The following is a 14,431-nucleotide window of genomic DNA, read 5'->3' on the forward strand; positions in this document are numbered from 1 at the left end:
GAAGGTGTGAGGGCTAGCAAGGCTAACCTAACCGCATCGGCGGGGTCGGGCTCCGTGGAGAGTCCGTAATGTATCTTGACGTCAAGATAAATAGTAACACCCGAGAGTGCTGCTCACGGCGATCAGGCGCGGGAGTCGACGGTGGTCTTGTTGTGGCCGAAGGCCGCGCGCACAAGCAGCCAGGTGACCCACAGCATCGCCGCGTAGAGAGGAACCCCGAGGATCAGCTTGACGGAGCCGAGAGCGGCGGCATTGCCCGCCAGATAGAGCGGACCCTCCACGCCGAGACGCAACGCGAAAAGGCCGACCCAGCACCAGGTCGCCACCAGAACGACGCGGAACTTCGCACGATCGGAGCGCCACCCGGTGGCGTCACCGGTGAGGAGGCCCACGATGATGCCGATCAGCGGCCAGCGGGCGATGATCGACGCGAGGAGCACGACGAGGCTGACCGCGTTGATGATGAGGCCCGGCAGGAAGTTGTCCTCGGCCCGGCCGGTGAACAGGGCGAGGGCCGCAGACACGGCCACCCCGAGAAGGCCTGTGACCGCCGGCATGACCGGGCTTCGCGTGATGGCCCGGACCACGATGAACAGCACCGCCACGATGACGGGGGCGACGACGCTGGGGGTCAGGTCGCTCGTCACCGTGTAGATGACGAGGAACGCGAGTCCGGGCAGCAGCGACTCGATCAGTCCGCGCACCCCGCCGACGGCCCGCAGCAACGACGCGGCCGTCGGGGTCTCCCCCGGCGTGACCTGTCCGATGCCGGCCCGCCGGGCCGCATCGGCGAAGGTCTGCGACAGGCTGGGCGCCGGCTCTCTGCCGTCAGACTGCGGTTCGGTCATCAGGCGCTCGTGGTGGGCGGGGCCGTCGCGGCCGTCTTCGGCATGCTCAGAGGAATGAGGTCGCGTGGCGGCATCGGCTGCGATCCGCGAACCACCACGACGCTGCGGAAGAGTTCTTCGATCGCCAGCTCGGCGGCGGGGTTGGTCAACGCGTCGCCCGCGATGACACCGCGAAGGAACCACCGGGGCCCGTCGACGCCGACGAAACGGGCGAGACGTGACGACGACGCGTCGGCCGTCGTACCCGCGGCGACGGGCACCTCGCCCACCAGTTCGGGCCCGAACGTCCCCTCGCGCGCCGTGCTCGTGCCGCCCTGCTTGATGATCTGGTCCTCGATCTGGGCTCGGATCTCGTGCCAGAGTCCGGTCGACCGAGGCGCGGCGAACGCTTGCACCTGCAGCGTCGAACCGGCGTAGTCCAGGCCGACGGCCACGACCCGATTGGTTCCCTCTTCGACCTCCAGCCTGAGGTGGAGGCCCTCGCGGGGAAGGATCTTCAGCCCACCGAGGTCGACATACGGCCTGGCGGGGTTGGCCTCGTCCGCGTCGAACGGCCCCTCTTCCGCGCGATTCCCGGGCGCCGACTTGGAATCGAGAGGCTGCTCGTCCTCGAGGTCATCGATCGAAGAGTCGACTCCGTCGGCGTTCGGCTTTTCCAGATCGCTCATGCGTTCTCTCCTTGTAGTTCGGGTGTGACAGGCCCGCCCGCTGCGAGAGGCGACGAGTAGCCGGTCGAACCGAAGCCTCCCGCTCCCCTGTCGCTGCCGGGAAGGGTGTCGACGGGAATGAATACGGCTCGCGTGACGGGCATGACGATGAGCTGGGCGATACGATCCCCGACGCCGATATCGTACGGCACGGTGCTGTCGGTATTCAGAAGGGCCACTTTGATCTCGCCCCGGTACCCGGCATCCACCGTGCCCGGCGAATTGACGATCGTGATGCCGTGCTTTGCGGCGAGCCCACTGCGGGGAACCACGAACGCGGCGAAGCCGTCGGGCAGGGCGATCCGCACGCCCGTGCCGACGAGCCGTCGTTCGCCCGGGGCGAGGGTGAGAGCCTCGATCGACGTGAGATCTGCACCCGCGTCACCGGGGTGAGAATACTCGGGAACGTCGGCGGCCTGGATGAGTACTTCCACTGACTGGGTCACGAAGTCGAGGGTAGTGCAGTTTGTCTGGTCGAATAGGAGCATGTCTTCGTATCGTGAGCGGCTCTGGCCCTCAATCTGGATCTACCTCGCCACCGCACTCGTCATCCCGGCCAGCATCCTCGTGCTCGCTCCGGTCAACATCGTCGCGGGGGTCGTCGCGGCTGCCGTGCTCTTCGGCGGACTCTCGGGAATCTTCGTCGTGCTCGCCCCCGTCATCGAGGTGAAGGACGGCACGCTCACGGCGGGAAAGGCGCGCATCCCCGTAGGGCTGCTGGGCACGCCGGCCATCTTCAGGGGCGATGCTGCGACTCTGCAGCGCGGCCAGCGACTGGATGCGCGGGCGTGGCTCTGCCTGCGGGGATGGGTCGATCCTGTCGTAAAAATACCCCTCGAGGATCCGGACGACCCGACGCCGTACTGGCTCGTGTCGTCCCGGAATCCCGAGGGGTTGAAGGCCGCCCTGTCTGTCTAGCTGGCGGCGGCCATGCGTGGTGCTCGCTGTCGTCAGGCGGCGCACTCCACGCAGATGGGGCCGAGCTTCTCTTCGTGATCGATCTGCGAACGGTGCTTCACGAGGAAGCAGTTGACGCAGGTGAACTCGTCGGCCTGCGGAGGCAGGACGACGACATCGAGGTCGAGATCGGAAAGGTCGGCTCCGGGCAGCTCGAAGCCACCGGGGTTGTCGGCGTCGTCAACATCTACGACACCAGACATCTTGTCTGGAACGCGCTCTTTGAGCGCTTCAATCGACTCCGAATCGTCGTCGTTCTTGCGCGGAGCGTCGTAATCAGTTGCCATGCCCATCCACTTCTGAGGAGATTGATAAAACCAAATCGGCGGCGTTAGTTTGCACGAAAGCCACCGGAATAGCAATTCGGATTCTCGGCCGTCCTGCTCATCGACGCCATCAACTCGCGGCACGCCCATTACATTCCCCGTATTCGGGTCGGGGTCGTGGCATGGTCGTAGCAACAGTGACCGCTGGAGGCCCCTTCACCATGCAGGAATTGACAGTAATCGGCGTCGAAGACGGCGCCCTCCTCGTTGCATCCGATGCCGGCGAGCGATATCGCATCGCCATCGACGACGTGCTTCAGAGCCGCATCAGGCAGACCCTGACGCCGTCGACGAGCGGCAAGCGCATCTCTCCGCGCGAAATCCAGGGCCACATCCGGTCCGGGCTGTCCGCAGAAGAGGTGAGCCGGCTCACGGGTGCCGACCTCGACTATGTCGAGAGGTTCGAGGGCCCGGTTCTCGCAGAACGCGCCTACGTCGTCAATTCGGCTCTCAAGGTGGCCGTGCAGGTCGACTCCGCACTCGATCCCCTCGGCGAGGAGCCGACGTCCACGTTCGGTGAAGCCATTCAGGAGCGTCTCGAAGGCCTGGGGGCGTCGGATGAACGGTGGGCCAGCTGGAAGGACGAGTCCGGGTGGATCGTCAAGCTGTCGTTCACCGCGAACGAGATCGATCACGACGCCCGCTGGCAGTACGACCCGAAACGCCACGCTCTGACGCCGCTCAACACAGAGGCCGTCACCCTGTCGCAGAACGGCGAGATCACCGAGGGACTCATCCCTCGGCTGCGCGTCGTCGCGCCCCGTGCCGAGACTGAGGCCCCCGTCGATGCGCCCCCCGCCACCGTGACGAATGACACGGCTCCCAACCCCGAGGTGATTCCCTACGGGCGCAGCTCGTCCTCCGGCGAGTCCTCGGCTGCCGCGACGTCTGCTGCCATCTCCCGTGCGGAGGAGCGGCCGTCCGAGAACCTCAACCAGACGGCCGACCTGCTCGAGGCGCTCCGGCGCCGCAGAGGAGAGCGCGAGGCCGCCGTGTTCGTCGACGACTTCGACGACAGTGGATCCCCGTCGAGGGAGTCCTCATCCACGGATCGCGATGAGGAGAAGAAGCCGCAGCCGAACGAAGGCCGACCCACTCTCACGTCGTCCATCTGGGCCTCGGCTGCTCGAACCGAGTCCACGCTCGATGGGCTGGATGCGCCGGAGTCCGACACGCCGCCGTCGGCGGCCTCGCAGCCGAAGCCTCCTCGCCGGAGTCGCGCGGCGATGCCGAGCTGGGACGAGATCGTGTTCGGGGCACGCACCGACGACGACCTGGCCTGACCCGGTCCTGAGGGCAGCCCTCAGCGCTCGAAGCCACCGAATCTGATCAGGGGCACCGTCACTTCGTCGGAATTCCATGATCCGTGCTGGCCGACCATGCGGCGGGCGGAGTCGTTGAGCTTCCGGCCGTCGTAGTAGGCGATGTTCTTCGCCGCCGCGACGATGATGTCGCCGATGCGCGGCCGCACCTCGTCGTCGACCTCGCCGAACCAGCCGGCCTCGATCGCTTCGTCGCGGGTGAGCACCCACGCGCGGTCGCCCTCTGACGCGCGCCACGCATCCAGAATCGACCGACGCGCGTCGGCCGGCAGGTCGGGGTCGAGATGCAGTTGGAGGCAGCGCGGCTCGCCGGCGACATGGCTGACCCCGCGCATCTGGGACTCGTCGTCGCCGAAGAGCACGTGGGATGTCGAGGGCACGTCGATCACGCCGTGGTCGGCGGTGAGGAGCATTCCCTCCCCCGCGCGCAGCGTGCGCGCGAAGGAGTGCACGGCGGAGTCGAGCTCCTCGAGCAGGTGCGTCCAGCGATCCGACTGCCACCCCTCGGCGTGGGCGGTCATGTCGAGCTCGGGAACATAGACATAGGAGATGGACCGCCCCGGCGCGTCGAGTACAGCGCGGGCGGCATCGAACCGGTCGGCGATCGAGTCGCCCGGTACATACCGGGCGCCGCGCAGCACGGCATGGGTGAAGCCCGACGATTCATACCGCCGCGGCCCGATCGCCGCCGCGTCGATCGACGACTCTGCTGCCCTCTCGAACACCGTGGCCCGCCTCTGCCACACGGAGGGCTCCATGTCAGGGCCCCACCCGGTGAGCTGGTTGGCGACCCTGTCCGTGGCCGGCACGAGGGCGGAGTATCCGACGAGCCCGTGCTCACCGGGCGATGCACCGGTGGTGAGCGACGCGAGTGCTGCAGCGGTGGTCGTGGGGAATCCGCTGACGAGCGTCGCCCTCTTGGTGAATCGCGACGAGAGGAAGCGGGCGTGACCGGTGCGCTGACGCAGGGCGGATGCTCCGAGGCCGTCGACGAGGACGACCACCGCTTTCGACACGGCCGGGAGCCCCAGGCGATTCTCCTCGCCGTGGACCGCCGCGAGGCAACTGGGCAACACGTCTGACAGACGGGGCTCGTCGGATCGGGTCGCCGGTAGCATGGGGGGCATCGGGCCAAGTCTGGCACAGGTGACTGCCGGACGAGTCGTCCCGATCACGACCCGAACGTCCTCCGATGCCTCATCGGTGCGCCGCCTTTCTCTTGACGAAAGCCCCTATTCAGGAATGACCCCACAGACACCGGACGCCTCCCCCGAGACACCCGAGAAGATTCTCGACGTCGACGTCTCCACCGAGATGCAGGACTCCTTCCTCGAGTACGCGTACTCGGTCATCTACTCTCGCGCCCTGCCCGACGCCCGCGACGGCCTCAAGCCCGTGCAGCGCCGCATCCTCTACCAGATGAGCGACATGGGACTCCGGCCGGATCGCGGCCACGTGAAGAGCGCCCGGGTCGTGGGCGAGGTGATGGGAAAGCTCCACCCCCACGGCGACACCGCCATCTACGACGCCCTCGTTCGCATGGCGCAGTCGTGGACTCTCCGCGTTCCCCTGATCGACGGACACGGCAACTTCGGGTCTCCCGACGACGGCCCTGCCGCGCCTCGCTATACAGAGGCCCGGCTTGCGGCCGCGGCGCTCGCCATGACCGATGGTCTCGACGAAGACGTCGTCGACTTCGTGCCGAACTACGACAATCAGCTGACCCAGCCCGATGTGCTGCCCGCCGCCTTCCCGAATCTGCTCGTCAACGGTGCCGCGGGCATCGCCGTGGGCATGGCGACGAACATGGCGCCGCACAACCTGGTGGAGGTCGTCGCGGGAGCGCGCTACCTGATCGAGAATCCCGACGCATCCATCGACGACCTGATGTCGTTCATCCCTGGCCCCGACCTGCCCGGCGGAGGAACCATCGTGGGGCTCGCCGGCATCCGTGACGCCTACACGACCGGTCGTGGAAGCTTCAAGACCAGGGCTCGAGTGAGCATCGAGAACCTCACGGCGCGCAAGGTGGGGCTCGTGGTCACGGAGCTGCCCTACCTCGTGGGCACCGAGAAGGTGATCTCGAAGATCAAAGACGGAGTCACCAGCAAGAAGCTGGCCGGCATCTCCGACGTCACCGACCTGACCGACCGCACCCACGGACTTCGCCTGGTCATCGGCATCAAGACCGGATTCAGCCCCGACGCCGTGCTCGAGCAGCTCTACAGGTACACCCCTCTCGAGGAGTCGTTCAACATCAACAACGTCGCCCTCGTGAAGGGCGAACCGCAGACCCTCGGGCTGCGTGACCTGCTGCAGGTCTACATCGATCACCGCATCGACGTGATCACCCGGCGCACCCGCTTCCGCCTCGCCCGTCGCACCGAGCGCCTGCACCTCGTCGAGGGTCTGCTCATCGCGATCCTCGACATCGACGAGGTCATTCAGGTCATTCGCGCGAGCGACGACACCGAGGCGGCCCGCGTACGACTGATCGACGTATTCGAGCTGAGCGTGCTCCAGGCCGACTACATCCTCGAGCTGCGCCTGCGGCGTCTCACCAAGTTCTCGCGCATCGAGCTCGAGGCCGAGCGCGACTCCCTGCGCAGGGAGATCGAACAGCTCACGGAGCTCCTCGGCTCCCCCGCGCTCATTCGCCGTGCCGTGTCGACGGAACTCGACGCCGTCGCCGAGGCGCTCGGCACCCCTCGCCGCACCGTCCTCACCGAGGCGCGGCCGGGCGATGCCCCCGCCTCCCGCCGGGCGCAGCCCGTGGTGCTGGAGCTCGCCGACACCGCCTGCGTGATCGTGCTCAGCACGACGGGCAGGGCCATCCGCATCGACTATCCCGATGGCGTGGATGCCGCACCGCTGCCGGGCGCCGCGGCCCGTCGCGCGCGTCACGACGCTGTGCTGTCGCTCGTGACCACGACGACGCGCAGCGAGGTGGGGGCCGTGACCACTCTCGGCCGGCTCATCCGGATGCCCGTGCTCGACCTTCCTGTAGTGCCGGTCAACTCGGTGCAGCTGGCGGCCGGTGTGCGGATCGCGGAGTATCTCGGTCTCGACACCAAGAAGGAACGCGTCGTCGGCCTCGTGTCTCTCGACTCGACTCTGCCCATCGCCGTGGGCACGATCAGCGGTGTGGTGAAGCGCCTGATTCCCCAGGACTACGCCAACAAGCCCGACTTCGAGATTATCGCCCTCAAGCCGGGCGACCAGCTCGTCGGTGTCGCGCAGCCCGACGAGGCGAGTGAACTCGTCTTCGTCGCCTCCGACGCCCAGCTTCTGCGGTTCTCGGTGAACTCCGTACGGCCGCAGGGGCGCACGGCCGGCGGAATGGCGGGAATCAAGCTCGGAGCCGGCGCACGCTGCATCTTCTTCGGTGCGGTCTCGTCGAGCGACGACGCGACCGTCGCGACGATCGCCGGCAGCACGTCGGTGCTCCCCGGCACTGATCCGGGCAGCGGCAAGGTCTCGGACTTCTCGGAGTTCCCCGCCAAGGGACGGGCCACGGGCGGCGTGCGCGCGCAGCGGTTTCTGAAAGGCGAGGACATTATGCTGCACGCCTGGGTGGGACCGAAGCCGGCACTCGCCGTGGGAACCGACGGAACGGTGCGACAGCTGCCCGACGGCGGGTCCCGACGCGACGCCTCCGGACTGCCGCTCGAGGCCATCGTCGGGTCGATCGGCTCGTCGATCCAGTCGAGGATGCCGCAGGGGCCGCGCGAGACCGATGAGGTGGACGCGGTCGACGCCGACTGACGGCCGTCGCCGTCGACCGGCGCAGACATGAAGAGAGGCCGTTCCCCCTCGGGGAACGGCCTCTCTTCTCGTCGGGTCGGTGCCGCCTTATCTAGGTCTACTTCTCGAGCAGACGGGCCGACTCGTCGAGCCAGCTCTTCGCGAGCGGCGAAAGCTTGTCGTGGAACTTCTTGCCGTGGTGCGAGCAGAAGAAGAGCTCGCTGCCCGACTCCATCTCGACTCTCACGTACGCCTGGGCGCCGCAGCTGTCGCAGCGATCGGCGCCGGTCAGCTGGTAGGTGGTCTCTTCGGTGATGATGCCGTTCTCCGTTGCTGTTGTGTGCATGTGATGCTCCTCACGCCTCGCTGGTCGACAACCGGTCTCCTCATCAAATCACGTGTGTGTTTCGCGGGTGCGTCTTTCGCTCGTGTTTCGCTCTGCGCGTATGTCGGATTCGGGCATTCGTGTCAATGAACGGGCGCACCCTCTGAGGTAACTACAGTTGAACGTTGGGCCCGGTTCCGTAGGCCTGACGCTTACTTGGGAGAACACGTGGCATCGGCCGACTATTCCGCACGGCACCTGTCGGTACTCGAAGGACTCGAGGCTGTTCGCAAACGTCCGGGCATGTACATCGGATCGACCGACTCGCGCGGACTCATGCACTGCGTGTGGGAGATCATCGACAACTCGGTCGACGAGGCGTTGGGCGGCTACGGCACCGAGATCGAGATCCAGCTGCACGCCGACTCCAGTGTCGAGGTGCGGGACCGCGCTCGAGGAATCCCCGTCGACATCGAACCGAAGACAGGACTGTCGGGCGTCGAGGTCGTCTTCACCAAGCTTCACGCCGGTGGAAAGTTCGGTTCGGGGTCGTATGCGGCATCCGGTGGCCTGCACGGCGTGGGAGCCTCGGTCGTCAACGCACTGTCGGAGCGCCTCGACGTCGAGGTGGACCGCGACGGCAAGACCTACGCCATGTCGTTCCACCGCGGTGAGCCGGGCGTCTTCGACGACTCCGGTTCGGCACCGACACCGGATGCGCCGTTCACGCCGTTCGAGAACGGCAGCGAACTCCGGGTGGTCGGCAAGGTCAAGCGGGGTGTGACCGGCACCCGCATCCGGTACTGGGCAGACCGGCAGATCTTCAGCACGACGGCGCGTTTCCAGACGGAGGAGCTCTTCGACCGGGCCCGCCAGACCGCGTTCCTCGTTCCCGGTCTCTCGATCGGCATCACCGACGAGCGCGGCGAGGAGACCCGGCGCGACGCATTCCGTTTCGACGGGGGCATCGCCGAGTTCGTCGAACACCTCGCCACCGATTCCGGTGTGACCGAGACCTGGCGCCTCCAGGGAACCGGGTCGTTCACCGAGACCGTGCCCGTGCTCTCGCCGCAGGGAGCCATGGTTCCCACCGAGCTGACCCGGGAGTGCGAAGTAGACCTCGCGCTGCGCTGGGGAACGGGCTACGAGACCACGTTCCGCAGCTTCGTGAACATCATCTCGACCCCGAAGGGCGGCACTCACCAGGCAGGCTTCGAGGCGGGCCTGCTCAAGTTCCTGCGCCAGACCGTCGAGGCGAACGCCCGGCGCCTGAAGGCGGGCACCGACAAGCTCGAGAAAGACGATGTGCTCGCCGGGCTCACGGCGGTGCTCACCGTGCGCCTGCCCGAGCCGCAGTTCGAAGGACAGACCAAGGAGATCCTCGGAACCCCGGCCGTGCGCAACATCGTCTCGCAGGTCGTGACGAAGGGCCTCAAAGAGAGGTTCGAGTCGACGAAGCGCGACGACAAGGCGCAGACCGCCCTGGTGCTCGACAAGGTCGTGGCAGAGATGAAGTCCCGCATCTCTGCACGGGCGCACAAAGAGACCCAGCGCCGCAAGAACGCCCTCGAGTCGTCGTCGCTTCCCGCCAAGCTGGTCGACTGCCGCTCCAACGACGTCGCACTGAGCGAACTGATGATCGTCGAGGGCGACTCGGCGCTCGGCACGGCGAAGCTCGCCCGCAACAGCGAGTTCCAGGCCCTCCTGCCCATCCGGGGCAAGATCCTCAACGTGCAGAAGGCCTCCGTCGCCGACATGCTCGGCAACGCGGAGTGCGCGTCGATCATCCAGGTCATCGGCGCCGGCTCGGGCCGGTCGTTCGACCTGTCGACCGCGCGCTACGGCAAGATCATCCTGATGAGCGACGCCGATGTCGACGGCGCGCACATCCGCACGCTGCTGCTCACACTGTTCTTCCGCTATATGCGGCCTCTCGTCGAAGACGGTCGGGTCTACGCCGCCGTTCCCCCGCTGCATCGGGTCGTGGTCATGAACCCGGGCACGAAGCCCAACGAGACCATCTACACCTATTCCGAGGCCGAGCTGCACACGCTGCTCACGCAGCTCGACAAGGCCAAGAAGCGCTACCAGGATCCGATCCAGCGCTACAAGGGCCTGGGCGAGATGGATGCCGACCAGCTGGCGACGACGACGATGGACAAGCGGCATCGCACGCTGCGCCGGGTCGGCGTCAGCGACGCCGAGAGGGCGGAGCGCACGTTCGACCTGCTGATGGGCGACGACGTCGCCCCTCGCAAGGAGTTCATCATCGCCGGATCCGAGGGCATGTCGCGAGAGCGCATCGACACCTGATCGCGTGCTCGGTCGCCTGAGTGCGACGCCTCAGACGACGCGACGGGGAATGCGGGGGCTCAGCCGCACCACGAGCTCCTCGGACATCGTCGACGTGGCGTCCCCCCACTCCTGCAGGGTCGGCTCCCCCGCACTGCCGTCGCCCCAGAGCGTCACGACATCTCCGACCGACACATCCGTGTCGTGGCCGAGATCGATCCATGCGCGGTCGACCTCGAGAGGCGCGATCATGGGGCGGCGTCGGCCGTGGATCGCCACCTCGGTTCGACCCGGGGCGAACGTCGAGATGCCGTCGGCGTAGCCGAGGTCGATCGACGCCCGGCGGCGGCCATCCGGATCGCTCTCGACGGTCGTGACACGGGCGCGCAGGGTCATCGCCTGACGCAGACCCATGCTGGCCGCGCTCGGCCCGTCACCGGGCGGCAGACCGTAGACGAAGGCGCCGAGGCGCACCAGGTCGAATCGCGCATCCGAGCGTGCGTACGCGGCCGCACTGGCCGCCAGGTGACGAATGGGCGCACGCACACCGAGTTCGCGGGCTACGTCGACCGCCGCTTCGAAGCGACGGATCGAGAGCGTGTCCTCGTCGTCGCTGGCCTCCGCGATGTGGGTCCAGACGGCCACGATCTCGACGGCACCTCGCTGTTCGAGTTCCAGGGCGCGTTCCACCAGCCGGGGCCAGTCCTCCGCGGTGGCGCCGTTGCGGTGCAGGCCCGTGTCGATCTTGAGGTGGATGCGTGCCGGCGCAGCGTCGGTGGACGCGGCGGCCGTCTCGAGCTGCGGCACCGTGGAGATGCCTAAGTCGACACCCGCCGCGATCGCGGGCGCCAGATCCTCCTCCGGGTCGATCAGCCAGGCGAAGATCCGTGTGCGCGGTGTGATTCCGTGCCGTCGAAGCGCCAGGGCCGTGGGCACGTCGAGGGCGCCGATCCAGGCCACGCCTGCCTCGACCGATGTCGTGGCCACGTCGAGGAGGCCGTGCCCGTAGGCGTCGTTCTTGACGACGACCATGACCTCCGCCGGCGCGACCCGTGCCGACAGTGCGAGGATGTTGTGCCGCAGCGCGTCGAGATCGATGACGATCTCGCTCGTGACCTCTGTCATCGGTAGCTCCGAACGATCCTGTCGCCGAGCGAGGCCGTGACCTCGGCACCGGTCTTGCCGAGGGCGCCCGCCCAGGCGATGGGCGACGGGTACCCGTGCTGCTCGTCGCCGAAGAGCACGACCTCGTCGCCGGGCGACACGGGCGATTCGTCGACGTCGAGCATGAAGACATCCATGGCCACGCGTCCTGCGATGGGGTGGGTGGTGCCGGCGAACCACGCCCGTGCCCCGTCGCAGGCGTGGCGGTCGATGCCGTCGCTGTAGCCCAGACACACCATTGCCAGCGTGGTCGCCCGCGGCGTGCGATAGACGTAGCCGTACGACACCCCCTCGCCTGCGCCGACCTTCTTGACCGACAGAATGCGTGCCGAGAGGGTGAGAGCCGGAAGCAGCCCCAGGGCCCGCGGATCCGCCAGCTCGGCGGAGTCGAGACCGAACAGCTGCGGGCCGAGGACCGTCGTCGAATCGGTCGCGAGTTGCGACCGGAGGACCGCCGGCGTCGTGAGTCCGAGCGCGTCGACGGCCTGTACGTCGTTCTCGTTCGAGACGAGGAACGCATCCAGCTGCAGTTCGTCGAGCGCGGTCGCCACAGCGGGCATCCCGTGTCCGTAGGCGTCGCCCCGCAGATCGGCGACGACCCGGCCGGAGGACTGCTCGGCGAGGAGGAGGCGCGTGTTGCTGCGCACCGTCTCGAGGCTGATCACAGCTCTGCGGGGCGGTGCCGGATGCACCTCGTGAGACCCGGACATCACTAGATCGTGGTGAAGACGCTCTTGACGTTCGCCACGATCACTTCACGGGACTTCGCCGCGAGACGATCGAGTTCGGCGTGGGGGGCGGATGGCGCGTACGCCTCGTCTCGGCGCTCGAGTGCCGCGCGGATGAGGGCATCGCTGAGCGACGGGTTGAGCGGAAGGATCGGACCCTTCGTCTGCGTGGCCACGGATGAACCCGCGAGCACACCCTCCCGGCCGTTGCCGTTGCCCCCGCCCGATGTGACGGCACCGAGCGGAACGGCTCCGGCCTCGAGGTTCCATTCCGACGCGTTGTCTTCGAACCCGACGACGGTGCCCTGTGCGGTCTCGACGACGATGTAGCCGACCTGCCGCGGGACTCCCCGGCGGGCGGAGAAGGGGAAGATGCCCACCCCTTCGAGGACGGTGCCGTCGGCGAGCGTGATACCCGCGCCGAGCAGTTCGGCGCCGGCGCCCACGGCGAAGAACGGCACGCCGTCATCGGCGAGGGAGCGGAGGGCCGCCGCGTTGTCGAGAATGTCGTCGTGCACCGCGCGCACGGCCGAGACCGGTCCGTTGCCGATGACGACGATGTCCGGGTCCTTCGGCAGTCGACGGCCGACGGTGTGCTGCACGACATCGGCGCGGTGCCCGGCTCGCTCGAGCCTCGTCTTGAGGGCGGTCACGTTGCCCCGTTCGCCGCTCGCCTCGAGCTCTTCGGGATACAGCTCGAGGATCGATACAGAGATTCCGGATGACGAGCTCAAAATGAGACCTCCATGTCGCCGTAGCCGATGATCTTTCGAGCGAGCATCATCTGCTCGTAGTTGACCACCCAGGTCTTGTGACCCGTCTGGGGCGCGGGCAGTGCGCGCATCAGTTCGATCGCCTTCTTGAGATCGGGCTCGATGGTGCCCACGGGGATTCCCTCGTGCTCGAGACGCAGCGCGAACTGCCAGGCCTTCGCGCCGGTCAGCACGTCGACATGGTCGAGCTGGGCGAAGTCGATGTCGTAGAGCCAGGAGACATCGGGGGTCCCCTCGTCGATGGCGACCATCACCTGTTCCGGCGCTGCGGGCAGCGCATCGAGGTTGAGCTGCAGACTCGCGGCGTTCTTGAACATCACGAACTCGACCTTCTCGTCACCGAAGTCGAGCAGTTCGCCGCGCCCGTAGGCGGGCGTCATGGCCGAGAAGGCGGCCGACGCCTTCGCGAGGTCGAAGTCGGCCCCCAGCACCTTCGCCGCCGTGGCCAGCGCCGCCGCAGCGTCGACTCCGTAGTGCAGGCCCTTCGCGGGGAGGGAGATGTCGGCGAGGGCGCCATCGACGCGGATGCGTGCGCCCGTGCTGTCCCAGGATTCGAGCTCGGCGAGGGCATCGAGCGTCGCGCCCGACGCCTTCTCTCGATGATTCGCCGCGTTGAAGAGCCCGTGCGCCGAGCTCGCCACCAGTTTCGGGGATGCCCCGAAGTAGGTGACGTCGGGAACCTGAGCGCCCTTGGCGTCGAGGATCTCGCCGATCTTCGACAGGTACGCGTCGTCTCGATTGCTGATCACGTGCGAGGTGGCGACGGCCGCGGTGTCGAGCATCATGTCGGCCACGACCTCGGTCTCGAAGAACCGGTACAGCTGGTCGACCTGCACGTTCAGCATCAGGATCGTCGATGGGAGCAGCGTCTTCGACAGTTCGAGCGCGAACGCCTCGTCGACCTCGAGGATGCCGATGTCGGCCTTCAGCTTTCCCGTCACGCCGACCTCGGAGAGCAGGGCCGACGAGATGCCCTGGGGCAGGTTCGCACCGGACGGGTTCGTGAACACCGTCAGGCCGTGGGCCCGGAGGACCTCGGTGAGCATGTGGGTCGTCGTCGATTTTCCGTTGGAACCGAGAACGAACACGATGCCGTACTCGAACTGGGCGACGACATTCTTGATGAACCCCGGCGCCATCTTGTTGACGACGTATCCGGGCAGCGCCGACCCTCCGCCGCGCGCCCGGGTGACAGCCCGGACGGCGCGACCGACGAGGACGGGCGCGATATAACGCATCCGCGGC

The 14,431-nt window shown here is 67.3% G+C and carries 14 protein-coding genes; 4 read left to right on the forward strand and 10 right to left on the reverse strand.

Features of this window, described 5'->3' with window-relative positions:
• Positions 1-122: 122 nt before the first annotated feature.
• Genes QCD70_RS05645 through dut form a run of 3 tightly spaced genes read right to left on the reverse strand, consistent with a single transcriptional unit; the run spans position 123 to position 2,001 of the window.
• Complete coding sequence (locus tag QCD70_RS05645; protein ID WP_301214161.1) at positions 123-848, reverse strand: DUF3159 domain-containing protein; 726 nt, start codon at positions 846-848, stop codon at positions 123-125.
• Positions 848-1,516 carry a DUF3710 domain-containing protein gene (locus tag QCD70_RS05650; protein ID WP_301214162.1) on the reverse strand — a complete coding sequence of 223 codons (669 nt, stop codon included), beginning with the start codon at positions 1,514-1,516 and terminating at the stop codon, positions 848-850. Before QCD70_RS05650 ends, QCD70_RS05645 begins: the two co-directional genes overlap by 1 nt.
• On the reverse strand, positions 1,513-2,001 hold the full coding sequence (gene dut, locus QCD70_RS05655) for a dUTP diphosphatase (RefSeq protein WP_301214163.1): 489 nt from the start codon (positions 1,999-2,001) through the stop codon (positions 1,513-1,515). Before dut ends, QCD70_RS05650 begins: the two co-directional genes overlap by 4 nt.
• Positions 2,002-2,041: 40 nt before the next feature.
• On the opposite strand from dut, the gene QCD70_RS05660 reads away from it, so the two are divergent.
• Positions 2,042-2,473, forward strand: a complete 432-nt coding sequence (locus tag QCD70_RS05660) for a DUF3093 domain-containing protein (protein WP_301214164.1) — start codon at positions 2,042-2,044, stop codon at positions 2,471-2,473.
• Positions 2,474-2,505: 32 nt separating this feature from the next.
• Here the strand turns inward: QCD70_RS05660 and QCD70_RS05665 are convergent, their stop codons facing one another.
• Positions 2,506-2,799, reverse strand: a complete 294-nt coding sequence (locus QCD70_RS05665) for a DUF4193 domain-containing protein (protein ID WP_055928962.1) — start codon at positions 2,797-2,799, stop codon at positions 2,506-2,508.
• A 161-nt stretch (positions 2,800-2,960) separates the two neighbouring features.
• On the opposite strand from QCD70_RS05665, the gene sepH reads away from it, so the two are divergent.
• Entirely contained in the window at positions 2,961-4,121 is a 1,161-nt protein-coding gene (sepH, locus tag QCD70_RS05670; protein ID WP_301214165.1) for a septation protein SepH, read from the forward strand.
• A gap of 20 nt (positions 4,122-4,141) precedes the next feature.
• Here sepH and QCD70_RS05675 read toward each other — a convergent pair whose 3' ends face one another.
• Positions 4,142-5,287, reverse strand: coding sequence for an alkaline phosphatase family protein (locus QCD70_RS05675; RefSeq protein ID WP_301214166.1), 1,146 nt, complete (start codon positions 5,285-5,287; stop codon positions 4,142-4,144).
• 115 nt (positions 5,288-5,402) lie between these two features.
• Here QCD70_RS05675 and QCD70_RS05680 point away from each other — a divergent pair, with 115 nt between their 5' ends.
• Positions 5,403-7,925, forward strand: a complete 2,523-nt coding sequence (locus tag QCD70_RS05680; protein ID WP_301214167.1) for a DNA gyrase/topoisomerase IV subunit A — start codon at positions 5,403-5,405, stop codon at positions 7,923-7,925.
• A 97-nt stretch (positions 7,926-8,022) separates the two neighbouring features.
• Here the strand turns inward: QCD70_RS05680 and QCD70_RS05685 are convergent, their stop codons facing one another.
• Positions 8,023-8,250: a DUF7455 domain-containing protein gene (locus QCD70_RS05685; protein WP_055928973.1), complete on the reverse strand. Its 228-nt coding sequence runs from the start codon at positions 8,248-8,250 to the stop codon at positions 8,023-8,025.
• A 207-nt stretch (positions 8,251-8,457) separates the two neighbouring features.
• On the opposite strand from QCD70_RS05685, the gene QCD70_RS05690 reads away from it, so the two are divergent.
• Positions 8,458-10,542 carry a DNA gyrase/topoisomerase IV subunit B gene (locus QCD70_RS05690; protein WP_301214168.1) on the forward strand — a complete coding sequence of 695 codons (2,085 nt, stop codon included), beginning with the start codon at positions 8,458-8,460 and terminating at the stop codon, positions 10,540-10,542.
• 30 nt (positions 10,543-10,572) lie between these two features.
• On the opposite strand, the gene alr is transcribed toward QCD70_RS05690, so the two are convergent.
• The 4 genes from alr to QCD70_RS05710 are packed head-to-tail and all read right to left on the reverse strand — an operon-like array spanning position 10,573 to position 14,424.
• Positions 10,573-11,646 carry an alanine racemase gene (gene alr / locus QCD70_RS05695; protein WP_301214169.1) on the reverse strand — a complete coding sequence of 358 codons (1,074 nt, stop codon included), beginning with the start codon at positions 11,644-11,646 and terminating at the stop codon, positions 10,573-10,575.
• Positions 11,643-12,395, reverse strand: a complete 753-nt coding sequence (locus QCD70_RS05700; RefSeq protein ID WP_301214170.1) for an alanine racemase — start codon at positions 12,393-12,395, stop codon at positions 11,643-11,645. The genes alr and QCD70_RS05700 overlap by 4 nt, the downstream gene beginning before the upstream one ends.
• Positions 12,396-12,397: 2 nt before the next feature.
• Positions 12,398-13,147, reverse strand: coding sequence for a type 1 glutamine amidotransferase (locus QCD70_RS05705; protein ID WP_301214171.1), 750 nt, complete (start codon positions 13,145-13,147; stop codon positions 12,398-12,400).
• Complete coding sequence (locus QCD70_RS05710) at positions 13,144-14,424, reverse strand: MurT ligase domain-containing protein (protein ID WP_301214172.1); 1,281 nt, start codon at positions 14,422-14,424, stop codon at positions 13,144-13,146. The genes QCD70_RS05705 and QCD70_RS05710 overlap by 4 nt, the downstream gene beginning before the upstream one ends.
• Positions 14,425-14,431: the final 7 nt, after the last annotated feature.

It is taken from the genome of Agreia sp. PsM10 (assembly GCF_030433855.1).
In the GTDB taxonomy this organism is placed as follows: Bacteria; Actinomycetota; Actinomycetes; order Actinomycetales; family Microbacteriaceae; genus Agreia.